Origin of the sequence: Eubacterium ventriosum, assembly GCF_025150745.1 — a bacterium.
Classification (GTDB): domain Bacteria; phylum Bacillota; class Clostridia; order Lachnospirales; family Lachnospiraceae; genus Eubacterium_G; species Eubacterium_G ventriosum.
Window position 1 is genome coordinate 1,056,124 of record NZ_CP102282.1, and the last position, 25,202, is coordinate 1,081,325.

The 25,202-nt window shown below is 34.5% G+C and carries 17 protein-coding genes; 16 read left to right on the plus strand and 1 reads right to left on the minus strand.

What is annotated here, in order from left to right; all coding sequences use genetic code 11:
- Window positions 1–6,720: a lectin-like protein gene (locus NQ558_RS04875; protein WP_040445892.1), complete on the plus strand. Its 6,720-nt coding sequence runs from the start codon at window positions 1–3 to the stop codon at window positions 6,718–6,720.
- 317 nt (window positions 6,721–7,037) lie between these two features.
- Window positions 7,038–8,024 carry a diaminopimelate dehydrogenase gene (locus tag NQ558_RS04880; protein WP_005359162.1) on the plus strand — a complete coding sequence of 329 codons (987 nt, stop codon included), beginning with the start codon at window positions 7,038–7,040 and terminating at the stop codon, window positions 8,022–8,024.
- A 583-nt stretch (window positions 8,025–8,607) separates the two neighbouring features.
- Here NQ558_RS04880 and NQ558_RS04885 read toward each other — a convergent pair.
- A complete protein-coding gene (locus NQ558_RS04885) occupies window positions 8,608–9,831 on the minus strand; it encodes a CapA family protein (protein WP_005359161.1) in 1,224 nt (407 codons plus the stop codon).
- A gap of 225 nt (window positions 9,832–10,056) precedes the next feature.
- Between NQ558_RS04885 and NQ558_RS04890 the strand changes: the two genes are divergently transcribed.
- The 14 genes from NQ558_RS04890 (at window position 10,057) to bsh (ending at window position 25,057) form a co-directional block, all read left to right on the plus strand.
- Window positions 10,057–10,830 (plus strand): copper homeostasis protein CutC, encoded by a 774-nt coding sequence (locus NQ558_RS04890; RefSeq protein WP_005359159.1) that lies wholly within the window; start codon window positions 10,057–10,059, stop codon window positions 10,828–10,830.
- A 79-nt stretch (window positions 10,831–10,909) separates the two neighbouring features.
- The gene (locus NQ558_RS04895; protein WP_040445888.1) at window positions 10,910–12,118 is read left to right on the plus strand and encodes an MFS transporter; all 1,209 of its coding nucleotides are present in this window, start codon (window positions 10,910–10,912) and stop codon (window positions 12,116–12,118) included.
- Window positions 12,119–12,349: 231 nt separating this feature from the next.
- Window positions 12,350–12,718 (plus strand): CidA/LrgA family protein, encoded by a 369-nt coding sequence (locus tag NQ558_RS04900; protein WP_005359156.1) that lies wholly within the window; start codon window positions 12,350–12,352, stop codon window positions 12,716–12,718.
- Window positions 12,699–13,391, plus strand: coding sequence for an LrgB family protein (locus NQ558_RS04905; RefSeq protein WP_005359155.1), 693 nt, complete (start codon window positions 12,699–12,701; stop codon window positions 13,389–13,391). The genes NQ558_RS04900 and NQ558_RS04905 overlap by 20 nt, the downstream gene beginning before the upstream one ends.
- A gap of 110 nt (window positions 13,392–13,501) precedes the next feature.
- On the plus strand, window positions 13,502–14,074 hold the full coding sequence (locus tag NQ558_RS04910) for a cytidylate kinase-like family protein (protein ID WP_005359154.1): 573 nt from the start codon (window positions 13,502–13,504) through the stop codon (window positions 14,072–14,074).
- 72 nt (window positions 14,075–14,146) lie between these two features.
- Window positions 14,147–14,821: a YoaK family protein gene (locus NQ558_RS04915; protein WP_005359152.1), complete on the plus strand. Its 675-nt coding sequence runs from the start codon at window positions 14,147–14,149 to the stop codon at window positions 14,819–14,821.
- On the plus strand, window positions 14,793–16,775 hold the full coding sequence (locus tag NQ558_RS04920; protein ID WP_005359147.1) for an ATP-dependent helicase: 1,983 nt from the start codon (window positions 14,793–14,795) through the stop codon (window positions 16,773–16,775). The genes NQ558_RS04915 and NQ558_RS04920 overlap by 29 nt, the downstream gene beginning before the upstream one ends.
- A 116-nt stretch (window positions 16,776–16,891) precedes the next feature.
- On the plus strand, window positions 16,892–17,323 hold the full coding sequence (locus tag NQ558_RS04925) for an SseB family protein (RefSeq protein ID WP_040445885.1): 432 nt from the start codon (window positions 16,892–16,894) through the stop codon (window positions 17,321–17,323).
- Window positions 17,324–17,418: 95 nt separating this feature from the next.
- Window positions 17,419–19,005 carry a glycosyltransferase family protein gene (locus NQ558_RS04930; RefSeq protein ID WP_005359143.1) on the plus strand — a complete coding sequence of 529 codons (1,587 nt, stop codon included), beginning with the start codon at window positions 17,419–17,421 and terminating at the stop codon, window positions 19,003–19,005.
- A gap of 219 nt (window positions 19,006–19,224) precedes the next feature.
- Entirely contained in the window at window positions 19,225–20,829 is a 1,605-nt protein-coding gene (gene pckA / locus NQ558_RS04935) for a phosphoenolpyruvate carboxykinase (ATP) (protein ID WP_005359142.1), read from the plus strand.
- Between the two features lie 116 nt (window positions 20,830–20,945).
- Entirely contained in the window at window positions 20,946–22,262 is a 1,317-nt protein-coding gene (locus NQ558_RS04940; protein ID WP_005359140.1) for a putative ABC transporter permease, read from the plus strand.
- A 90-nt stretch (window positions 22,263–22,352) separates the two neighbouring features.
- Window positions 22,353–22,955 (plus strand): sce7726 family protein, encoded by a 603-nt coding sequence (locus NQ558_RS04945; protein ID WP_005359138.1) that lies wholly within the window; start codon window positions 22,353–22,355, stop codon window positions 22,953–22,955.
- Window positions 22,956–23,075: 120 nt separating this feature from the next.
- The gene (locus NQ558_RS04950) at window positions 23,076–24,074 is read left to right on the plus strand and encodes a helix-turn-helix transcriptional regulator (protein WP_005359137.1); all 999 of its coding nucleotides are present in this window, start codon (window positions 23,076–23,078) and stop codon (window positions 24,072–24,074) included.
- An 8-nt stretch (window positions 24,075–24,082) separates the two neighbouring features.
- Window positions 24,083–25,057 (plus strand): choloylglycine hydrolase, encoded by a 975-nt coding sequence (gene bsh, locus NQ558_RS04955; RefSeq protein ID WP_005359136.1) that lies wholly within the window; start codon window positions 24,083–24,085, stop codon window positions 25,055–25,057.
- Window positions 25,058–25,202: the final 145 nt, after the last annotated feature.

Here is a 25,202-nt window from a genome sequence, read left to right on the forward strand (position 1 = left end):
ATGAGGAGAAAATGGAAAAAATTACTAAGCACAACATTGGCATTGGCAATGGTTATAACAACTATTGGAGTACGTGAAGTGCCGGTAAGTGCAGCGGAAGAAGAGAATACAAATGAGAGTGTGGTTTATATGGATAACATGGCATATGATACCACAACAGGACATTTTTATAAGTTAAGTAGTGTGGGAACATACGAGCAGGTAAATGCAGAAGCTAAGGAAAGTGGCGGCTACCTTGCCTGTATTTCTTCAGCAGAAGAGAATGAGATAGTTGCAAAGGTTTCAAGTACAGGAAAAACAACTACATCATCTTATATTGGACTTATGAGAAATGAGGAAAATATTCAGGAATGGATGTGGGCAGATGGAAGCGAAGTAAATTACACTAATTGGAACGAAGGTGAACCTAACAGTGAAAATGAAAAAGTAGCGGAAATTTACGATAGCACAAGAAGTCCAGGTGCAGAAAAATGGAATGACTGTACTGTGTCAAGTAGAAATACAGGTGTCATAGAATACAATGAATGTATTCATCCTGAATCACAGTATGTTGTAAAGAATAAAACTTTTGCAGACTGTGAACAGGGAGGTTACACAGGAGATACTTATTGTGGATTTTGTAATGAAAAGATAGCAGACGGAAAAGAGACAGAGCCGGGAGGACATGCAGAGGCTGTTATTGATGAAAAAACAGTAAAAGAGGCAACATGTACAGAAGAGGGCTATACAGGCGATAAGATTTGCCCTACATGTAAGAAGGTTTTGGAACATGGGAAAACAACTCCGGTCAATGGACATACAGAGTCAGAAGAGCTTCGTAAGGTTAGGGAAGCAAGCTGTTATTTAGATGGTTATACAGGTGAAACATATTGTATAGTTTGTGGAGAAACATTAGAAGCCGGGGATGCCATTACAAAATTAGAACATAAATATGAAGATAATGTATGTAAAAACTGTGGAAGAATTAATAATGCCCAGTTAGATACAACATATACATCAAAAACAACAAATTTATATCCGTTTCAGGTAATACAGTTTAAGGCACCTGAAAATGGAACGTACAAGTTTTATTGTGAAAATATTACAAATTGGGATTCATATGGCTATTTATTTAAAGAAGAAAACTTTAATGACCAGGTTATAAAAGGCGGAATAGAAAAGTTTAATGCAAAATTAGAAAATTCGAATGTAGAGAATTCAAGATTAGATGGTTTTTGGGGTGTTAATGATGATGGGGGTAAAAATGGTGCACCTGCAATGACAGAAGAATTAGAGAAAGATAAGACATATTATTTCGTTTTAGGTACTTATTATGCTTATACATATACAGGAGAATTTAGCGTAACAATAACATGTACTCACGATAAAACACATATAGAAGGAAAAACTTTATCGGATTGTACAGTTGGAGGTTATACAGGAGATACTGTCTGTGATACATGTGGAAAAGTTGTGGAACAGGGACAGACTTTGGAACCGGGTGAACATCAGGAAGCAGTATTAGATGTTAAAGATGCAACCTGCTATGTAACGGGTTATACAGGCGATACATATTGTAGTGTTTGTAATATAAAATTAGCAGAGGGAACAGTTACTCCAAAACTTGAACATGAATATGAAGATAATGTATGTAAAAACTGTGGAAGAATTAATAATGCCCAGTTAGATACAACATATACATCAAAGACAACAAATTCATATCCGTTCCAGGTAATACAGTTTAAGGCACCTGAAAATGGAAAGTACAAGTTCTATTGTGAAAATATTAAAAATTGGGATTCATATGGCTATTTATTTAAAGAAGAAAACTTTAATGACCAGATTATAATAGACGGAATAGAAAAGTTTAACGCAAAAAAGGCAGATTCAGGTGCAGAAATACCTACGTTGAGTGGTTATTGGCAGTGCGACGATGAACATGGTAAAAATAGCGCACCTGCAATAACATCAGAATTAGAGAAAGATAAGACGTATTATTTTGTTGTAGGACCTTATTCAACAGCTACAGGTGAATTTAGAATAACAATAACATGTGCTCACGAGAAAACACACATAGAAGGAAGAACTTTTTCGAATTGTATAGTAGGTGGCTATACAGGGGATATAGTCTGTGATACATGTGGAAAAGTTGTGGAACAGGGACAGACTTTGGAACCGGGTGAACATCAGGAAGCAGTATTAGATGTTAAAGATGCAACCTGCTATGTAACGGGTTATACAGGCGATACATATTGTAGTTTTTGTAATATAAAATTAGCAGAGGGAACAGTTATTCCAAAGCTTGAACATGAATATGAAGATAATGTATGTAAAAACTGTGGAAGAATTAATAATGCCCAGTTAGATACAACATATACATCAAAGACAACAAATTTATATCCGTTCCAGGTAATACAGTTTAAGGCAGCTGAAAATGGAAAGTACAAGTTTCATTGTGAAAATATTACAGTTTGGGATTCATATGGCTATTTATTTAAAGAAGAAAACTTTAATGACCAGGTTATAATAGACGGAATAGAAAAGTTTAACGCAAAAATAGAGAATAATACCGGAGGCAATTCTAGATTAAAAGGTTATTGGAAGATTAACGATGATGATGGCGCAAACTCGGCACCTGAAATAACCGCAGAATTAGAGAAAGATAAGATATATTATTTTGTTGTAGGACCTCATTCAACAGCTACAGGTGAATTTAGCATAACAATAACATGTGCTCATGAGAAAACACACAGGGAAGGAAGAACACTTTCAGACTGTACAGAGGGTGGTTACACAGGTGATGTTATTTGTGATACATGTGGAAAACTTGTGGAACAGGGACAGACTTTGGAACCGGGTGAACATACAGTTGAGGTTGTGGATGCCAGAGAAGCAAATTGTTATATCGAAGGAAAAACAGGTGAAGAAAAATGTTCAGTATGTGATAAAGTATTAAAAGAAAATAAGGCAATACCAAAGCTCGAACATAAATATGAAAATGATATTTGCAAAAACTGTGGAAGAATTAATAATGCCCAGTTAGATACAACATATACATCAAAGACAACAAATTCATATCCGTTTCAGGTAATACAGTTTAAGACACCTGAAAATGGAAAGTACAAGTTTCATTGTGAAAATATTACAGTTTGGGATTCATATGGCTATTTATTTAAAGAAGAAAACTTTAATGACCAGGTTATAATAGACGGAATAGAAAAGTTTAACGCAAAAATAGAGAATAATACTGGAGACGATCCTAGATTAAAAGGTTATTGGGATACTAACGATGATGATGGCGTAGGCTCGGCACCTGAAATAACCGCAGAATTAGAGAAAGATAAGATATATTATTTTGTTGTAGGACCTTATTCAACAGCTACAGGTGAATTTAGCATAACAATAACATGTACTCATGAGAAAACACACAAGGAAGGAAGAACACTTTCAGACTGTACAGAGGGTGGTTACACAGGTGATGTTATTTGTGATACATGTGGAAAACTTGTGGAACAGGGACAGAATTTGGAACCTGGTGAACATACAGTTGAGGTTGTGGATGCCAGAGAAACAAATTGTTATATCGAAGGAAAAACAGGTGAAGAAAAATGTTCAGTATGTGATAAAGTATTAAAAGAAAATGAAGTAATACCAAAGCTCGAACATAAATATGAAAATGAGGTATGTGTTAATTGTGGAAGAATAGAGAATGCTAAAAAAGGCACAGAATATTCTTCATATATAACAGAAAAATTACCAATTCAGGTAGTAGAATATACTGCACCGGAAACAGAAAAAATTATTTTTGAATGTAACAATACAAGATATTGGAATAGCATCGGATACTTGTTTGACGAAACAAATTATAGCGATGAAATGCTTATGGATGAACTTGAAAAATATTATTCAGGAGATAGCGATTATATAAGCTTTAAAAACTATTTGGCAGAAAATGAGTATGGTGGAGGAGCGGGTGCTCCGGCAATTAAGTATAAAGTTCAAAAAGATAAGAAATACTACTTAGTTATAGTGCCTCAAGAAAATGATTATGGAGAATTTACTGTAACAATTGATTGTCCACATGACAGAACACATGTAGAAAATAAAGCAATTAAAACATGTTCAGAAGGTGGTTATACAGGAGATGTTATATGTGATTTATGTGGAAAAGTTGTAAAACATGGTGAAAACATAGAACCTGACAGTGAACATAATTACATTAATTATAAGTCAATTGAACCTACATGTAATGAATATGGTAAACGTTATTTAAAATGTGTGAATTGTGGAAATGAGAAAGTTTTAGAAGATGAAGACTATGGATATGCAGATCATAGGTATGTCTTAGTTAATAGCGTAAAGGCAACATGTACAACTGACGGATATTTAGGTGACAGTAAATGTAAGTATTGCGGTTTGGAAAATGAAAACCAGCCGGAAAATAAGGTCATAAAGGCATATCATGATATGGATCCGGAAGAAATAGATTCATGTTTGATAAATGATTATAAAAGTGTAGAAGCAACATGTGAGAAAGAAGGCTATACAGGAGATGTATATTGCACAATATGCCATAAAGTTATTGAAGAAGGCAAAACAATTGAGAAATTAGAGCACTCATTTAAAGATGGCAAGTGTATGGAATGTGGCGCTGACGAGAAAGTAGTAAAAAGCGAGAAAGACGGTTACTATGAAATTTCTACATTTGACCAATTAATTACATATTTGAAAAATGTAGAGTCAGGAATCAGCGGAAAACTTATAAATGATATAGAGTTTCCGGAAAATTATGATGATGAAGATGACGTTATTGGAAGAAAAACACTGAAAAATAGTACTTTTGATGGCAATGGTCATAAAATATCAGGAATTAATTCAAATGGAACTCAAACAAAGTTATTTGATGATATTTACGTAAGTGAAATAAAGGATCTTGAAATCGAATGTAAAGAAAAAGAAGATGGCAGAGGTTTGGGCGTCTACCTTGCAGATTCAACTATTGATTCAAAATTTACAAACTGTAGTATTACAGGTAATAGGATTGAAATAGACGGTTATTGTTCAGCTATGATAAGGGAAGCATATGCGAGTGAATTTATACATTGTATAAATAATGCAGACATTATATACAACAATGATACGCAGATAGTGGCAGGATTGGTATGCGAGGCAGAGAATTGTATTTTTGATAAATGTGAAAATAATGGAAATATTGCTACCACGAAGGCATATGTAGTTGGTGGTATTATTGCTCAAGCTAAAAATTGTATTATAAAAGACTGTATTAACAGAGGTGACATTACAACTTATGGTTATACAGCAGGAATTGTTGCAGGAGTTACTAATACAGATAATAGACCATGTACAACATCAATAACAGGATGTACAAATGAAGGCAAAGTGGAAAGTATAGCAAAGGGTAATCATACTTATACAGCAGGAATATGTATTATATATAATGGGTCTAATGGATCAACATATGCCGATGAATTAATTATAAATAATTGTGTTAATAACGGTGAAATTGAAGGAGATACAGTAGCAGGAATAATTGGTAACAGTTCTGGAAATTTGAAATTATCAGACTGCGAAAATAACGGTGCCATTAATGGACGATATAGTGCAGGCGGAATCGCACAATGTATAGAAAATAAAAATAGTAATGAGGCTGAAGTAAGCAACTGTATTAATAATGGTAATGTATTTGGTGGCGCAGAAGCAGCAGGAATAATTGATTATGCGGAAGGTATAACTGTTACAAACTGTATAAATAACGGAAATATTTCATCAAATGGTTATGTAGGCGGAATATTTAGTTATACTTCTTCTGTAAAAGGAACAGGGCTTGTTAACAATGGTAAAATAAGTGGTTTGGAAGATATTGGTGGAATCAGCGCATATGATGAAGGCAATTCAATATTTAGCAAGTTATATAATACAGGTGTAATTGATGAGGAAAACATAGGTGCTCAAGTAAGTAATCTTGTTAAATTGGGAGAAAGTTCAACAGGCGAAGAACTTGAAGAAGAGCATAAGCATGATTATGTTGCATTATCAACAGTAACAAAGGCAACAACTGAAAAAGACGGTTACATAGAAAAAAGATGTAAATGCGGTCAGACAGAAAAACAGCCTATAAAACAGATTAAGAGTGTTGATATTTCAAATACAAAATTTGAATATACAGGAAACAGCATTACTCCAACAGTAACTGTAAATGATACAGATGACAAGGTGATTTCATCTGAATACTACACAGTAACTTACAGAAACAAAGCAACAGGCAAGGCAGTAAATGAAGTAAAGGAAGTTGGAACATACGAAGTAGTTGTAACTTTCAAGGACTTATATGAAGGTCAGGTTGTAAAACAGATTGTTGTTGAAAATACAAATAAGCCATCAAATCCAAAAACTGACAATCCTAATGCTGGAGGTAAGGTATCCGCAAAAGTAACAAAACCTGCAAAGGTTAAAGGTGTTTCTGCAAAGAACAATAAGAAGAAATCATTAACAGTAAAATGGAGAAAAGTAAATGGCGTAAAAGGCTATCAGCTTAGATATGCAACAAACAAGAAAATGAAAAAGGCCAAAATAATAACAATTACAAAAAACAAACTTGTAATCAAAAAATTGGCAAAGAAGAAATACTACATTCAGGTTTGTGCATACAAAGTAGACAGTAACGGAAAGAAAGTCAAAGGAAAATGGAGTGCAAAGAAGGCTATAAAAGTTAAAAAATAGCAAGTTAGAGAAACAGTAAAGTTAGAGAATTATTTAAGTTAGATAATCAGTAAAGCTAGAAAAATAGTAGAGTTAGATAATCATTTAAGTTTACCTAAACGGGGCGCTGTGTCGATGAAGCAATATCGATACAGCGCCTTAATAGTTGGAGAGGATGGAATTTTTTTGTTATAATAAATGAATAAATATGCAGCTAAAGTATTGCCAAATAGGGTGAAAAAAACTATAATTTTTTTGGTGAAAAATTTTAAAAGACTATGTTAGTTGGTGAAAACCAGAGAGAAGATTAAGTAAAAAATATTAGAGGAGAGACTGAAATGAAAACAAGAATTGGTATTTTAGGTTATGGTAACCTTGGAAAAGGTGTTGAATGCGCAGTTAAAGAAGCTAATGATATGGAATTAGTTGCTGTATTTACAAGAAGAGATCCTAAGAATGTAACTATTTTAACAGAAAATGTTCCGGTATGTCATATTGATGAAGCAGCAGACTGGAAAGACAAGATAGATGTTATGATTTTATGTGGTGGTAGTGCTACAGATCTTCCTGTACAGACTCCACAGTTTGCTTCAATGTTTAACGTAATTGATAGTTTTGATACTCACGCAAGAATTCCTGAACATTTTGCAGCAGTAGATAAGGCGGCTAAGGAAGCTGGAAAAGTAGCAGTTATTTCAGTAGGTTGGGATCCTGGAATGTTCTCACTTAACAGAGTTTATGCTAATGCAATTCTTCCAGATGGAAAAGATTATACATTCTGGGGCAAAGGTGTAAGCCAGGGACATTCAGATGCAATTCGTAGAATTAAAGGCGTTAAGAATGCAAAGCAGTACACAATCCCTGTTGAAAGTGCTTTGGAAAGAGTTAGATCAGGTGAAAATCCTGAACTTACAACAAGAGAAAAACATGAAAGAGAATGTTTTGTTGTATTAGAAGAAGGTGCAGATGCTGCAACAGTAGAGAAAGAAATCAAAGAAATGCCTAACTATTTCTCAGACTACAATACAACAGTTCACTTCATTACTGAGGAAGAATTAGAAAAGAACCACAGCGGAATGGCTCACGGTGGTTTTGTAATTCGTTCAGGAAAGACAGGAATGAACAAAGAACATAATCACATTATCGAATATAGCTTAAAGTTAGATTCAAACCCTGAATTTACAACAAGCGTATTAATCGCTTATGCAAGAGCTGCAAAACGTCTTTATGATGAAGGCCAGAAAGGATGCAAGACAGTATTAGATATTGCACCTGCATACTTATCAGAAATGAGCGATGAAGATTTAAGAGCACATTTATTATAATAAGTAGATAGGATACAAATATTGAAGATTGAAAGTATTGAATTGTAGAGTAGTTGATTCAAAATTAAATTTGTATAATTGAATATTTGAAATAAAAAGGTCTGGTAGAAATATCGGACCTTATTTATTTTTGAAAAAGTGAGCAACGCTTCCGGAAAGTGAAACGTACCCCGAAAGAAGGGGTTTATGAAATATTGGGGTACATATCGCTATTTCAAACAAGAAAATAGTTGTCATATTGGTTGTATTAAAGGAAAACGTACCCCGAAAAAAGAGATTTATGAAATATTGGGGTACATATCGCTATTTCAAACAAGAAATTAATTATCATATTGGTTGTATTAAAAGAAAACGTACCCCGAAAAAAGAAGCTTACGAAATATCGGGGTACGCATCAATATTTCTAACGAGAAAAAGTTATCAAATCAGCTGCATTCAAATGATATGTGATGCTATAAAGAAGGGGATACCGCAACAAACTTAAAAAATAGGAATGTTGTGGTATAAATCAACAGAAAAGAGAATAAAAAAGTACCCCGAAAAGCATTTTTGCCGTATCGGGGTACTTTCTGTAACATTTAATCTACAGCGGACTTTTTCTCTTCCCGTTCATAAAACTTAGCACTTTCTTTTTCGTGGCCTTGTCTTTTATTTGCGCAGGCTGCCAGTTGTTTGTATCTCCGGTGTAAACGTAACATGGAATTATGTCGCCTGTTTCCTCTGATATTTTATTATTTGAAGTAAGAGTTATTGTGTGCTGGTATATGATTGTGCGGTTTTCGGGATGGCGGTTGCCACCAAAAATAAAGTTGCCCATTGAATAAATAATTGTTTTATTTTTGTATTTCTCCAATGGCTGTAGCACGTGTGGGTGGTCGCCGATTATCAGGTCGGCACCGGAATCAATTAAAGTATGACAGGCGTTAACCTTCCAGTTTTCAGGTTCGTGAAGACCTTCAGTTCCACCGTGGAAATAAATAATTTGATAGTCACTTTTTTTCGTAGCTTTTTTCAGGGCAGACTGAATTGTAGGTAAAACATAATCGCCATACATAGATACACAAATTACAGAAATTTTAAAATTATGCTTTTCGAAATAAACAATCTTACCTTCCTCGCCCCATTTAACGTTAGCAGCATCTAAAGCTTTTCTTGTGTCTTCGTGTCCCTCCAAGCCGTAATCATTAATATGATTATTTGAAATAGAAACCATATCAATGCCACCGGCTGATAAGATTTTGGCATTTTTTGCAGGTGACTTAAACCAAAAAGCACGGACATTAGGATCTGCATATTGTCCCTTGTCGCTAACTTTCAATTTCTTGCTGTCTGAATAAACATTTTCGCAGTCAGCAATTGTAAAGTCATCATTTAAGAAATAAGAGTTAACTTTCTCTAAAAAATATGAAGGATTCTTAGCCTTTGCAACGTCATTAAAACAATTCTCATAAGAAGTATTTTCGTCTGTTGCACAGAGACAATCACCAACAAAACTTAACTTAATAGTATTAGCAGGAGCGGTTGTTGCAACAGTACTTGAATCTTTAGTAGTGGTTTGTCCTGAACTTGAAAATTTGCTTTCATCGGATGAATTGCCTGTGTTGCTTCCAATTGATTTTGAATTGCTATTATTTTGAGCTGCATTTCCTATAGTGTTTTTCTTCGAATTTTCATTCTGACTCATCGTTTCTTTCTGACCCAAAACATTAGTTGTCGTATCCATGGGTTTAACCGAAAGGTTAAAAAATATTGCCACGGTTATAACCGACAGTATTATGGGAAAAATTACTATAATATTTTTTTTCATTTTCTCTCCATTCTTCTATAATTATGTAGAATAAATTTGAGGGTGCTTATAGAAAATATACAAAACCCGACCTTAGAATTTATTGTACCATATGAGTCGTTAAGATGAAAAATAAAAAACAATAAAAAAGAAGATAAAATATATACAAAAATAGATTGGCCGTATATACAAGGAATAAATAAGTGTGATACAATTATCGAAGTTAAAATTTATAGGAGAAATCATATGTCAAAATACATATTAGAAGTTTGTGTTGATTCAGTAGAATCAGCAATTTCCGCATATAATGGAGGAGCAACAAGAATTGAGTTATGCTCAAATCTTGTTATAGGAGGAACAACTCCGGATTTAGAATTGTTTAAAACTATTAGAAACCATATTCAGATTCCAATTAACGTAATGATACGTCCTCGTTACGGTGATTTTTGCTACACAGAATATGAACACGAAATTATGTGCAGACAGGTGGAAAACTTTAAAAACGAAGGTGCGGATGCAGTTGTAATTGGGAGTTTAAATATTGACGGAACATTAAATGAAAAGCAGATGAAAGAACTTATTAAAGAGGCAGGTCAGTGTAAAATTACGCTTCATAGAGCTTTCGATATGTGTAAGGATTATTTTCAAACAATGGAAGAAGCCATAAAACTTGGTGTGGATACGATTTTAACTTCAGGAGGAAAACAGAACTGCATTGTAGGTGCTGAAACCATTAGAAATTTGGTTGAACAGGCGGAAGGAAGAATAGAAATATTAGTTGGTGCAGGTGTAAGTCAAAATAATATTGCAGAACTGATTAAGAGAACAAAAACCAAAAGCTTCCATATGTCGGGAAAAACAATTATAGAGAGCACAATGAAATATAGAAATCCAGACGTTTTTATGGGACTTCCGGGAATTAGTGAGTATAAAAAATATCAAACAGATGAAAAAATTATAAAACAGGTAGTAGAAATACTACAAAGAAATATAGAGTCCAAAACACAGATTCAGGAATAAAAATTTTAATTTAAGAAAATTAATATAATCTGAAAACTAAAAAGTAACTTGCAGGAAAATGCAAAAGAAGGAGGAAAAAATGTATTCAGCATTATTAGTAATTATTTATTTAGCATTTATAAGTTTAGGTTTGCCTGATACTCTGTTGGGCTCAGCGTGGCCACAGATGCACATCGAACTTAATGCATCATTGTCTTCAGCAGGAATTATAACAATGATTATATCAATGGGAACGGTTATATCAAGTTTGTTTTCTGACAGATTAAACATTAAGCTTGGAACAGGAAAAGTTACAGCTATTAGTGTATTAATGACAGCAGTAGCATTGCTTGGATTTTCACTATCACATAGTTTCATAATATTATGTGTGCTCGCAGTACCATATGGATTAGGTGCAGGAGCTGTAGATGCGGCATTAAATAATTATGTTGCACTACATTATTCCTCAAAACATATGAGCTGGCTCCACTGTTTCTGGGGAGTTGGCGCGTCAATAGGACCATATATTATAGGAACATGTATGGCTCACGGTTTAGGCTGGCGTGGTGGTTACAGTGTTATTTCAGTACTTCAGTTTACACTTACAGCAGCATTATTTATAACATTGCCATTATGGAAAAAAGTAGAAAACAGCGAAAACAATGTAATCAATGGAAATAACGAAAGAACTCAGGAAGAACCACAGGAGAGAAAAGCTAAATCATTATCAGAAGTATTACATATTAAAGGGGTAATCTACATTTTATTTGCATTCTTTTGCTATAGTGCAGTTGAGCAGACAACAACATTGTGGTGTGCAAGCTATCTTGTATTAAATAGAAGCATTGACAGCAACATAGCAGCCAAGTTTGCAGCATTTTTCTACATAGGAATTACATTTGGACGTTTCCTGTGCGGATTTATTGCAGACAAGTTAGGCGACAAGAATATGATAAGACTTGGAATTGTAATAATTGTGGCAGGTATTGTAATGTTATTTATGCCAATACCGGGTGCAGCTATTGCTTTGGCAGGACTTATAACAATAGGTCTTGGCTGTGCACCAATATATCCGTCAATTATTCATTCAACACCATTTAACTTTGGCGCGGATAATTCACAGGCGGTTATCGGAATACAGATGGCATTTGCTTATGTTGGAACAACATTTATGCCACCATTATTCGGACTTATTGCCCAGTATATTAACATAGGATTATTCCCGGTATATATTTTAATATTTACTGCAATAATGCTTTTGACAACAGAAGTGTTAAACAACATTAACAAGGATAAAGCATATAAATAATCCAAATAAACAAAAGGAGTCAGTGTTTTTAACATGGGATATTATAAGGAAAACTGTTTTGGGCTTTTTATGTAATTAGAATTGAAAGAGTCAGGAAACAATAATACTAGAAAGTGCAAAAAAAGCCCTAAATTAATACCACAAAACTATGTACATAATTAAAAAAAGTATGTATTATTAAAGACGCGACAGTTAAGGCTGTCGCGTTTTGTGGAAAGAAGGGTGAAAATTATGAAATATATGAGACAATTTGGGATTATTATGTTAGTAACCTGTATAGGTGAAATCTTAAAATATTTAATTCCGTTGGCAATACCGTCAAGTATTTATGGATTGTGTCTGATGATGGTTTTGCTTGTGACAGGCATTGTGAAAGTAGACGATGTAAAAGAGTCAGGAACTTTTCTAATAGAAATAATGCCTTTAATGTTTATTGCATCGGGAGTAGGAATAGTTGTTTATTGGAAACAGCTTAAAACCATGCTTATTCCACTTATAATTATTACTTTTGTGTCAACAGTCCTTGTAATGGCTGTGTCAGGAAAAGTAACCCAGTATGTGATAAAGAGGAGAAAAAAATATGAATCAGATGATAATTAATTCTACGACAATAGGTGTAGTAATAAGTGTAATGGGATACGAGTTAGGCTTATTATTAAAAAGAAAATTTAAGTCAGCTATTTTTAACCCACTTTTAATTTCAATAATATTTGTAATATGCTGTCTGCTCTTGTTTAGGGTAGATTATGATAATTACAACAAAAGCGCACAGTATTTAAGTTATCTTTTAACACCGGCAACAGTATGTCTTGCAATACCTTTGTATCAGCAGATTAAATTACTTAAAGAGAATGTGGTAGCAATATTTGCAGGCATAATTTCGGGTGTACTTACAAGTTTGGTTTGTATATTTGCATTTGCTTTAATATTTAATTTCGGTCATGAAGAATATGTAACATTGTTGCCTAAGTCCATTACAACAGCAATTGGAATGGGAATTTCAGAAGAACTTGGTGGATATGTTACAATTACAGTTGCGGTAATAATCATTACAGGAGTTCTTGGTAACATATGTGGTGAGGCAGTTTGCAAAATATTTAAAATAACAAATCCTGTGGCAAAGGGAATAGCTCTGGGAACATCTTCCCATGCCATTGGTACTGCAAAAGCAATGGAAATGGGCGAGATTGAAGGGGCAATGAGCAGCCTTTCAATAGTAATAGCAGGAATTTGCACAATGGTAGGAGCATCTGTTTTTGCAAATTTTATATAAAGAGTTATAATAATGGCGGACAGATTTTTATTTAATAAGAAATTAATTTGGAAATTCTATTAAGCAAAAATCCCACCGAGGATTGAAGAGGTGCGGATAGGAGGCATATTATGATAATTACAATTGCAAGACAATGTGGTTGCGGCGGACATGAAGTTGCAAGAATATTGGCTAATAAACTTGGCATGGAACTTTTTGACAAAAAGAAATTGCTTGAAGAAGCAAATCAGCTAGGACAGGCTGAAGAACACAGTAATTTTTTTAACGAAGTACCTATTAATAGTCTTTTATATGGAATAGCAATGGGGTTTGGAAATACGAAGCCAATGGATAAGTCATTAAAACTTGTTAAGGCCATTACCGAAAACAAAGACGCCATAATTATTGGAAGATGTGCTAATATAATATACAAAGATAGCAAGGATGTTACATCAGTATATCTTTTTGCGGACAAAGAATTTAGAATAAAATATCTTATGGAAAGAGACGGAATTTCAGAAAAAGAGGCGGAAAAGTATATAAAAGAAGTTGACGAGAAAAGAACATCTTTCCATAAATACTGCACTGACACAGTGTGGGGAGATGCAAAAGAATATCAGCTTTGCCTTGATACAGGTAAGATTGGTTTTGAAAAGACGGCAGAGCTTATTATGAATTATATTAATGCAAAAAAAGAATCCTAAAAATTTGGAAATGAAAAAAATATATAAATAATTATATGATAATATTAGAAATGATTATAGGAGTTGATTATTATGAAACAGACAAGGCAGATGTCAGAGACTATAAAACTTGGAATACTTCTTGCACTTTCAGGTGGATTTATGGATGCGTACTCTTACATACAGAGGGATCAGGTTTTTGCCAATGCCCAGACAGGAAACATGTTGCTGTTTGGTGTAAATTTGTCAGCGGGGAATCTTAGGGGAGCGCTTCATTACTTCTTCCCGGTTTTTGCTTTTGCAATAGGAATTGCCATAGCAGAGCTTGTTCGTGCCAAAGAAAGAGACCTTTTACATTGGAGACAGGTGTCTGTTTTATTTGAGGGAATTATACTTGTAGGCGTAGCTTTTATTCCACTTGACATGAACCTTATAGCCAACTCACTTACATCTTTTGCCTGCGGAATACAGGTTGAAAGTTTTAGAAAAATCAGAGGTAACGGCATTGCCACAACTATGTGTATAGGAAATTTGAGAAGTGGTACACAGAACCTTTGTAATTTCATTCGCAAAAAAGATAAGGAAGATTTTAAGAAAGCAGTATTGTATTATGGAATTATTGTATGCTTCGTAACCGGGGCAGTAATCGGTAACTTCTTTATACATATGTTCCACGAAAGAGCAATTCTTTGTTGCTCAGTAGTTTTATTCTTTGCTTTCTTCTTAATGTTTATTGATTATGAAAAAGATGACGCTAGAGCAATTTAAAGAACAGTTTAATATAAAACTAAATAATCAACAGTTAAAAGCAGTGCAGTCGGTTCAAAATCCTACACTGCTTTTAGCAGTTCCGGGCAGTGGAAAGACAACGGTTCTTGTTACAAGACTTGGTTATATGATTTATTGTCTTGGAATAGAGCCTGAATCAATTCTCACTGTTACATATACAGTTGCGGCAACTAACTATATGAGACAGAGATTTGAAACAATGTTTGGTGAACAGCTGGCGGCAAGACTTGAGTTTAGAACAATTAACGGAATTTGTTCAAAAATAATTAACTATTACGGAAACTGCATCGGCAGAAAGGCTTTCGACCTGATTACGGAAGAAGGCTTTAAATCTAAAATATTGTCTTTGATTTATCAGAAAGAACTTAACGAATATCCGTCGGAAAATGACTTGCAGACAGTTATTACCCTGATTACATACATAAAAAATATGATGCTTTCAAATGAAGAAATTGAAAGCCTTGGCAAGAAGGAAAACCTGCCACTTGCTGAAATTTACAAGGCATATTGTGGGGAACTTCGCAGACAGTCATTAATGGATTATGACGACCAAATGGTTTATGCCTACACAATGCTAAAGACCACACCACAGGTTTTGGAATATTTTCAAAATATGTACCAATATATTTGCGTGGACGAAGCACAGGATACATCAAAAATCCAGCACAAAATTATTGAAATACTTGCAATGAAAAATAAGAAGCTGTTCATGGTTGGGGATGAGGATCAGAGTATTTACGGATTTAGGGCGGCTTACCCGGAAGCATTGCTTTCTTTTGAGTCAACTTATCCTGAAGGAAAAATTCTTCTAATGGAAGAAAACTTTAGGTCTGACGGAGCAATTGTAAGTGCAGCAGACAGATTTATTCAGAAAAACAAATTAAGACACAAGAAAAATATGAAAGCTTCAAGGGATATGGTAAAAGATATTCGACTTATTGAAGTAAAAACAAGAAAGTCTCAGTATAGCTATTTAACAAAGGTGGCAGAAAACTGCAACGTAGATACGGCAGTTTTGTACAGAGATAATGAAAGCATAATTCCAGTTGTGGATATGCTTGAGAGAAGTGGCATTGATTACAAAATCAAAAACGCTGACCTGACGTTTTTCAATCACAAAATAGTTACAGACATAAAAAACATAATAAGATTTGCAGAAAATCCAAAGGATACGGAAATCTTTATGCAGATATATTTTAAAATCGGAACATATTTAAGCAAAATGGGAGCGATTGAAGCCTGCCGTATAAGTGAAGAAAAAGGCATTCCCGTAATTGACAGTGCATTAAGATATGGAAGAATCCCAAAAGGCACGGAGAAAAGTCTAAAGGCAATGAAGACTCATATAGAAAGCATTTTAGAAGAGTCGGCCTACAAAGCAGTTTATAGAATTGTTAATTTCATGGGCTATTCTGCTTATCTTGAAAGAGCAAAAATAAAAGATGGTAAGATAAGTATTCTCCAGGCTTTGGCAGCAAATGAGAAAACACCGGAAGATTTTCTAAATCGTCTTGATGAACTAGCAATGATTATAAAGAATAAAAAGAACAATTATGATTGCAAATTTACTTTGTCTACAATTCACTCAAGCAAAGGTTTGGAGTACGATACGGTATACATAATGGATGTAAAGGACGGAGTTTTTCCTGAAAAGGTGGTTGCCAACAGAAAGAACGCAACAGATGAGGAAATAAAAACTTACGAGGAAGAGCGAAGACTTTATTACGTGGCAGTTACAAGAGCAAAAAATCAGTTGTGCATATTTGACTTTAAGGACAGCTCAACTTTCAACAACCAGTTGCTTGGCATAAATGTTAAAAGCAGTGCCGACAAAACTAAGTTTCAAAAATCGGGGAAAAAGGGTATAATAGCTACAGACAGGAAGACCTCCAAAGCAATAGAAATGCTAAGGTCAAAATCTTATCTAAGATAATTGGAAAATCTTTAATTAATAATTAGGAATAAATGATTCAAAAACTAATTAGGAATCTATGATTTCAAAAATAATCAGGAATCATTTTGAAAATAAAAATTACGAATGGAGTAAATATGAATAAAGATAATTCAAAAGTGGACAAGGGACTGCAGGGCAATGAAAAAATCGAAGAAGCCATTGCCATACTTCAAAGTCAGTCTACACCTGAACTGTTGGCGCACACACTTACAGTTATCAGAAGAAGAATGAAAGAACAGGGACAGCTTATTATTGCAGTTGAACCTTCACCATTAAGCAATGAAATGAACGTTCAGGCAGTAAAAACATCAGACGGAAAAAACTGGTGGGTTGCTTTTACAGGTTTTGATGAAGAGTTAAAAGGTGGCGACAGTGTAAAATCTACTTTTTTAACAGATATGGATAAGCTTTTTCAGTCAGCATTAACAGTGGATGAAATTGAGGGTGTAATAATCAATCCTTGGAACAGAACAATAATGTTAAACAAGAGATTGATAAGTATAATCCTTGGAACAGCTGATAATTAGATAAGATTAGCATGTTAAAACATAATTGCACGGCATATGTGAGATAAGACCTTAGACACTGTAATATAAATAATAAAGAAGAAACGGAGAAAAGTATGAATGCAATAATTAACAAAACAGGAAATGTAATTCAAAAAATAATATGGGGAATCCTTGTGGCAATGTTTGGGATTCTATCAATTTTTAATATTTTGGGAACAACAAAAATTGATATGAAAGTTAACGATTACAAGGAATATGCAGAGTATAGCCTTAACAATATTCTTATGATAATTTTGTATGTGGTAACTATTTTTGCAATTCTGTATATTATTGACAGATATACAAAATTACTAAAAATGGATACAAAGAAGTTTGCCAATATTGCAACAATATATGTTATTGCAATTGGAATCGCATACATAGTTATGGCAAGGGCATACCCTATAAGTGACCAAAGTATTGTTCAGAGAATTGCATCAAGTTTTCTTGATGGAGATTACAGCGAGCTTACAGGTGAAGGATATTTGGTAGCATATCCGCAACAGCTTGGAATAATCGGCATTATCCAAATTATTTACTACATATTCGGAAAAGATAATTACATCGCAATAATGCTTTTTAATGTTCTTGCAATGGCAGGAATTTTCAATATGCTATATAAGATTCTAACCAAAATGACAGATAATATTAGAATCCACAATCTGTATTGGGTTATGGTCTTTGGATGTTTCCCATTGATTTTCTATAGCTTCTTTGTGTACGGAACAATATTTGGACTATTCTTCTCATTAGTAGGCTTCTATAATCTTATCCTTGCAAAAGAAAATGGAAAAATCCTTAATTTTGTAATAAGTTTTCTGGCTTTCTGCATGGGAACAATAAGCAAAAGCAATTGTTTGATTTTTGTAATTGCAGCAGTTTTGGTTACTTTATTTTATGGAATAAAAGAACAAAAATTAAAATATGTAGTTTTCTCAATAATCTTAATGGGAGCGTTGATGGCGCCTAAATGTGTAAATCTGTATTATGCAAAAAAGGCTAATGTAACTATTTCAAAAGGTGTTCCGGCGAAATGCTTTATAGCCATGGGATTGCAGAAGGGTACAAAAGAGTTAGGTTGCGGTGTTGATGGCTGGTACAACGCTTATAATTTGACAACTTTTGTAAACGCAGGTCGTGACAGTGAAAAAGCATCAGAAATAGCGGGAGAAAACATAAGTGAACGACTAAGTGAGTTTAAAAGCAAACCATTAGAGTTTGTGGATTTTGCAAAAAATAAAATCACAACACAGTGGTGCGAACCAACATTCCAAACTTTCTGGATGCTTCAGGCAATGGATAATCACGCAGAATGGTCAAAGGTAGCTAAAAGTATAGAAAAGGGAAAAGTAAACAAAATCATATTCGTAATAATGAAACTATATCTTATATTTATCTGGCTTGGAAACCTTGCATACCTTATAGCAAAAAGAAAACAGCTTACCATCTGGAACATGTTACTACAGGTGGCAGTACTTGGAGGTTTCATATTCCATTTTCTGTGGGAAGGCAAGGCACTGTATATTATGCCGTACTATGTGATTTCCTTTGTGGCAGGAGTGCAGGGGATGTATATGTTATATGAGAAGATAAAAATAGAAACTTTAAATATACAGGAACAAAATAAAAAGGCTGTGAGTGAGGCGAACCACAAAAGTTAGACTTCAATTAGTCTAAAAACCAACACTTTCATTAATTAATTGAACACTTTACTTTATTAATAAGGGAAAAACAAGGCGATTTCAGTTGAATTTACAACGAAAATATGTATAATATCATATTAGGAACTTTGTTTTTTAGTTCCACAAGGTTGATATAAGAGCCAGCGCAAGCAGGTGTTCATTATATTACTATATTTAAAGAAAAGAGGTTTAAATAAGATGGCAGAAATCAATTTAAGCAAGTATGGTATCACAGGTACAACAGAAATCGTGTACAATCCTTCATATGAAACATTATTTGAAGAAGAAACAAAACCAGAACTTGAAGGTTACGAAAAAGGACAGGAGAGCGAACTTGGTGCTGTTAACGTTATGACTGGTATTTATACAGGTCGTTCACCAAAAGATAAATTTATCGTTGAAGACGAAAATTCAAAAGACACAGTATGGTGGACAACAGATGAATACAAGAATGATAACCACAAGGCAAGCAAGGAAGCTTGGGCTGCTGTAAAGGATCTTGCTATTAAAGAACTTTCAAATAAGAAACTTTATGTAGTAGATGCTTTCTGTGGAGCAAACAAAGACACACGTATGGCAATCCGTTTCATCGTTGAAGTTGCTTGGCAGGCTCATTTTGTAACAAATATGTTTATTAAGCCAACAGAAGAAGAACTTAAAGACTTCGAACCAGACTTTGTTGTATACAATGCTTCAAAGGCTAAGGTTGAAAACTATAAAGAATTAGGACTTAACTCAGAAACAGCAGTTGTGTTCAACATCACAAGCCGTGAACAGGTTATCGTTAATACATGGTACGGCGGAGAAATGAAGAAGGGTATGTTCTCAATGATGAACTACTTCCTTCCACTTAAGGGAATTGCTTCAATGCACTGCTCAGCTAACACTGACTTAAACGGTGAAAACACAGCAATCTTCTTCGGTCTTTCAGGAACAGGTAAGACAACACTTTCAACAGATCCTAAGCGTTTACTTATCGGTGATGATGAACATGGTTGGGATGACAACGGCGTATTCAACTTTGAAGGTGGATGCTACGCTAAGGTTATCAACTTAGATAAAGAATCAGAACCAGATATCTACAATGCAATCAGACGTGACGCTCTTCTTGAGAACGTAACACTTGATGCTGAAGGAAAGATTGATTTTGCAGATAAGAGTGTAACAGAAAATACTCGTGTATCTTACCCAATCAATCATATCAAAAACATTGTAAGACCTATTTCATCTGCACCAGCAGCTAAGAACGTTATCTTCTTATCAGCAGATGCATTTGGAGTATTACCACCAGTATCAATCCTTACAGAAGCTCAGACACAGTACTACTTCTTATCAGGATTTACAGCAAAACTTGCTGGTACAGAACGTGGAATTACAGAACCTACACCAACATTCTCAGCATGTTTCGGACAGGCTTTCTTAGAGCTTCATCCAACAAAATACGCTGAAGAATTAGTTAAGAAGATGGAAAAGAATGGAGCTAAGGCTTACTTAGTTAACACAGGATGGAATGGTACAGGAAAGCGTATCTCAATTAAGGATACACGTGGTATCATAGATGCTATCTTAAACGGTGACATCTTAAATGCACCAACAAAGCAGATTCCATACTTCAACTTTGAAGTTCCAACAGAACTTACAGGTGTTGATACAGGAATCCTTGATCCTAGAGATACTTACGCTGATGCTTCAGAATGGGAAGCTAAGGCTAAGGACTTAGCTGAAAGATTCATCAAGAACTTTGCTAAGTATGAAGGAAATGAAGCTGGTAAGGCTTTAGTTTCAGCAGGACCACAGATCTAATTTAAAGGTTAAAAGACACATATAAGTGTCATATAAATATATAGAACAATATATGTTTAAATAAAGAACCCGGGTGCGTATTTTGTACCCGGGTTTTATACAAGAGGAGAAAGACAATGATACATTTTACTGTCTATGATTTATTATGGATGTTTTTTATATATTCATTTCTGGGATGGCTATTTGAAACAGTATCAGCATCATTAAAACAGAAAAAATTCGCTAACAGAGGTTTGGTTAATGGACCTTTTTGTGTTCTTTATGGAATAACAGCAGTAATAATTACGGTGGGTTTACAGGAATTAACAGGAATCTGGCTATTTTTATTTGCAATGATTTATGCCACTGTAGTTGAGTGGATAGCAGGACATCTTATTGAATTGGCATTTAAAGAACGTTGGTGGGATTACTCCAATGTTAAATGGAATTTTGACGGATACGTATGCGTTCCTGTTTCAGTGTTTTGGGGATTTTTAGGTTATGTTATTGTAAAATGGGGAAATAAGATTACATTAAAAATTCTTACAATTTTGCCGGAACTGTTAATGAACGTCATTTTATTAGTTCTTGTAGGGGTAATGATAGTAGACATATTGGCATCTTATCTTTTGTTAAAAGGAAAAAGCAAAAATTTAAAAAAATGGGAAAGTGCCAATGATAAGATAGACAGCGTTAGGGTAAAACTTGGAACTTTAATTTACAATTTTGTAGACGGACGTATTCACAAAGCTTATCCTAAAGCACAAAAAACTGAAAATATAAAAGTTCAGTCAAAAGAAGAAAGTGAAACTAAGGTTTTTGCCTACGGATGTAGTTTTTATAAAATAGTATTGTTGTTTTTTATAGGAGCGTTTCTTGGTGATATAACGGAAACTATTTTTTGCAGAATAACTGAAGGCGTGTGGATGAGCCGAAGCAGTGTGGTTTGGGGACCTTTTAGTATTGTCTGGGGACTTGCAATAGCTGTGGTTACCCAGATGCTTTATAAATATAAAGACAAAAGCGACAGCTTCTTGTTTGCGGTAGGCACTCTCCTTGGTGGCGCTTATGAATATTTGTGCAGCGTTTTTACGGAGATAGTTTTTGGAAAAGTATTTTGGGATTATAGCGATATTCCTTTTAACTTGGGTGGTAGAATTAATCTGTTGTATTGTTTTTTCTGGGGCATAGCAGCAGTTGTCTGGTTTAAAAAACTTTATCCATACATATCTAGAGCAATAGAATTATTACCAATGCTATGGGGCAAAATTGTCACATGGATTTTGATAATATTTATGGTAATAAATTGTGGTGTATCAAGCTTAGCCTTAATCAGATATGATGAGAGAGATAGGGGCATAAGTGCAACTTCCCAATGGCAGAAGGTTATGGATAGTCATTTTGATGATGGCAGAATGGAGAGAATTTATCCAAAGGCAAAGTCCACGAAATAGAGAGATTAGAATTACAGAATATCAAACATAACAGAGAATAACATATATAATATAGAATGTGTTGGATAGGACGTGTAATAGAGGAACGAAATGTTAAAAGATCAGGATATAAGAGAGCCGTTATTTGATTTTTTTGATGAAAAATTCGGTAAGGTACGAATAATAGAAGAAAAGCAGATTGCAAAATCAAGAGCTGATGTAATGCTTGTTCTTGAAGAGAAGCTTATTGGCGTGGAAATCAAAAGTGATGCGGATACATACGCAAGGCTTGCAAGACAGGTGAAGGATTATAATAAGTTTTTTGATTATAATTATGTGGTTGTGGGAAGTAGCCACTCAAAGCATATTGAAGAACATGTTCCGGAATACTGGGGAATTATTGAGGCGATTAGTAAGGAAGAAAGTGTGGAATTTAATGTTTTAAGAGAGCCGGAAATTAATAAGCGTGCCCAAAGAACTTATAAGATGAAGCGTAAGCTAAGTATATTGTGGCGACCGGAACTTTCCCATATACAGGAGATTAACGGTATGCCTAAGTACAAACAGAGGAGCAAGGATTTTGTTATAACAAAGATAATGGAGAAGGTGCAGTGGGATTTGTTACACAGGCAGATTAGTGAAGAACTTTTTCAAAGGGATTATAATACTATAAGTGAAACAATAAAGGAGTGGAGAAGCTCTAATAAACATTAATATATATGATAGACTAAAATTGTTGAAATTGCTACATAGAATATACAACTGTTTTGGTGTAGAATAGAGGTATATTTTTTAACAAAAGAAACAGACCTGCTTAGGGGCAAGGAGGTAGGTATGGCAAAAGGAAGCAATCAGAAATTAAAGATAGTATATCTGATAAAGATATTAACTGAGAAAACTGATGAGCAGCATAGCATAACAATGAATGAAATCATTAGTGAGTTAAAGGCGTATGGGGTGAATGCTGAACGTAAAAGTCTTTATAATGATATTGAGAATTTGCGTCAATATGGATTGGATATTGTAGGAGAACAGCACGACAGAACTTATTACTATTATTTGGTAAGCAGACAGTTTGAATTGGCAGAGTTGAAGTTATTGGTAGATTCGGTGCAGTCAGCTAAATTCATTACTGAAAGGAAGACTAACCAACTTATTAAGAAGATTGAGGGTTTGGCAAGCGAATATCAGGCATCACAGCTTCAGCATCAGGTTTATGTATCTCAGCGCGTAAAGACAACTAATGAGAAGATTTATTATAATGTGGATAAGATACATACTGCAATTGACAGAAATTCTATGATTAGTTTTCAGTATTTCCAGTGGAATGTGAAGAAGGAAATGGTTTTGAGAAAGGACGGAGAACCTTACATAGTAAGTCCTTGGGCTTTAACTTGGGATGATGAGAACTATTATATGGTTGCAATTGATTCAAGTGATGAAAAAGTTAAACATTTCAGGGTTGATAAGATGCTTAACATTGAATTTTTGGACAAACCACGACTTGGAGGAGAAAAGTTTAGCGGGCAGAATGCAGATGTAGGTTTATATGCCAAGAAAGTATTTGGTATGTTTTCCGGCGAAGAGGAAATAATAAAACTAGAGTGCAAAAACGAAATGGCAGGTGTTATTATTGACCGATTCGGAAAAGACACTATGTTTATACCAAAAGATGATGAACATTTTACTGCAAATGTAAAAGTAATAGTAAGCAATCAGTTTATTTCATGGATATTTTCTTTAGGTGACGGTGTAAAGATTGTGGGACCTGAGGATATTTTGGAAAAAGTTAAGACAGAGGTTAAAAGACTGTCTAAACAGTATTTTGAATAAGGAGAGATATGTGTACAGCAGCAACTTATAAAACTAATGATTTTTATTTTGGAAGAACTTTAGACTATGAATTTTCATATGGTGATGAGGTAACAATAACACCTAGAAATTATGGATTTGATTTTAGACATATGGGAATATTGGAGAGCCATTATGCAATTATCGGTATGGCATATGTGGCAGGAGGGTACCCATTGTATTATGATGGAATTAATGAGAAGGGACTTGGAATGGCAGGGCTTAATTTTGTGGGCAATGCTAAGTTTCAGCCTATTGAAGAGGGCAGGGACAATATAGCCCAGTTTGAATTTATTCCATGGATTCTTGGTAGATGCCAGTCAGTTAAAGAGGCGAGAGAACTTATAGGCAGAATGAATCTTGTTTCAACACCTTTTAGTGAGCAGTTGCCATCAGCTCAGTTACATTGGATTATTTCAGACAGTGAAGAATCCATAACTGTAGAACCTGTGGCAGAAGGATTAAAGGTTTATGACAATCCTGTAGGAGTGTTGACTAACAATCCACCATTTCCACAGCAGATGTTTATGTTAAACAATTACATGAACCTGTCCCCAAGACAGCCGGAAAACAAATTTGCATCAGAACTTGATTTGACAACTTACAGCAGAGGAATGGGAGCGTTAGGACTTCCGGGAGATTTATCATCAGCCTCACGTTTTGCTAAGGTTGCCTTCACAAAGATGAATTCTGTTTCAGGTAATTCAGAGGCAGAAAGTGTAAGCCAGTTCTTCCATATTTTGGGCTCTGTTGACCAGCAGAGAGGCTGTTGTGAAGTAGCGGAAGATAAGTACGAAATCACATTGTACACTTCATGTTGCAATGCTAAAAAGGGAATTTATTATTATACAACATATGATAATCAGCAGATAACAGCAGTTGATATGAACAGAGAAAACTTAGATGGCGCGGAAGTAGTCAGATATCCGCTAATAAAGGAACAGCAGATTAATTGGCAGAATTAAGAAAATAGATAATCAGTTGATTTATGTAAATAAAGAGACTGATTAAACTATGCGTAATGCCGATTCCAGTTACGTGTCATATAACATTTCCTTTCGCTGACACGTAATTATTCTCGAAATATTAATGAAATTTCTAGTAATTACG

What these genes read in the sequence shown, in the direction of transcription:
- NQ558_RS04875 (WP_040445892.1), top strand. Translation starts at nt 1, where the DNA reads ATGAGGAGAAAATGGAAAAAATTACTAAGCACAACATTGGCATTGGCA.
- NQ558_RS04880 (WP_005359162.1), top strand. Translation starts at nt 7,038, where the DNA reads ATGAAAACAAGAATTGGTATTTTAGGTTATGGTAACCTTGGAAAAGGT.
- NQ558_RS04885 (WP_005359161.1), bottom strand. Translation starts at nt 9,831, where the DNA reads ATGAAAAAAAATATTATAGTAATTTTTCCCATAATACTGTCGGTTATA.
- NQ558_RS04890 (WP_005359159.1), top strand. Translation starts at nt 10,057, where the DNA reads ATGTCAAAATACATATTAGAAGTTTGTGTTGATTCAGTAGAATCAGCA.
- NQ558_RS04895 (WP_040445888.1), top strand. Translation starts at nt 10,910, where the DNA reads ATGTATTCAGCATTATTAGTAATTATTTATTTAGCATTTATAAGTTTA.
- NQ558_RS04900 (WP_005359156.1), top strand. Translation starts at nt 12,350, where the DNA reads ATGAAATATATGAGACAATTTGGGATTATTATGTTAGTAACCTGTATA.
- NQ558_RS04905 (WP_005359155.1), top strand. Translation starts at nt 12,699, where the DNA reads ATGAATCAGATGATAATTAATTCTACGACAATAGGTGTAGTAATAAGT.
- NQ558_RS04910 (WP_005359154.1), top strand. Translation starts at nt 13,502, where the DNA reads ATGATAATTACAATTGCAAGACAATGTGGTTGCGGCGGACATGAAGTT.
- NQ558_RS04915 (WP_005359152.1), top strand. Translation starts at nt 14,147, where the DNA reads ATGAAACAGACAAGGCAGATGTCAGAGACTATAAAACTTGGAATACTT.
- NQ558_RS04920 (WP_005359147.1), top strand. Translation starts at nt 14,793, where the DNA reads ATGAAAAAGATGACGCTAGAGCAATTTAAAGAACAGTTTAATATAAAA.
- NQ558_RS04925 (WP_040445885.1), top strand. Translation starts at nt 16,892, where the DNA reads ATGAATAAAGATAATTCAAAAGTGGACAAGGGACTGCAGGGCAATGAA.
- NQ558_RS04930 (WP_005359143.1), top strand. Translation starts at nt 17,419, where the DNA reads ATGAATGCAATAATTAACAAAACAGGAAATGTAATTCAAAAAATAATA.
- pckA (WP_005359142.1), top strand. Translation starts at nt 19,225, where the DNA reads ATGGCAGAAATCAATTTAAGCAAGTATGGTATCACAGGTACAACAGAA.
- NQ558_RS04940 (WP_005359140.1), top strand. Translation starts at nt 20,946, where the DNA reads ATGATACATTTTACTGTCTATGATTTATTATGGATGTTTTTTATATAT.
- NQ558_RS04945 (WP_005359138.1), top strand. Translation starts at nt 22,353, where the DNA reads ATGTTAAAAGATCAGGATATAAGAGAGCCGTTATTTGATTTTTTTGAT.
- NQ558_RS04950 (WP_005359137.1), top strand. Translation starts at nt 23,076, where the DNA reads ATGGCAAAAGGAAGCAATCAGAAATTAAAGATAGTATATCTGATAAAG.
- bsh (WP_005359136.1), top strand. Translation starts at nt 24,083, where the DNA reads ATGTGTACAGCAGCAACTTATAAAACTAATGATTTTTATTTTGGAAGA.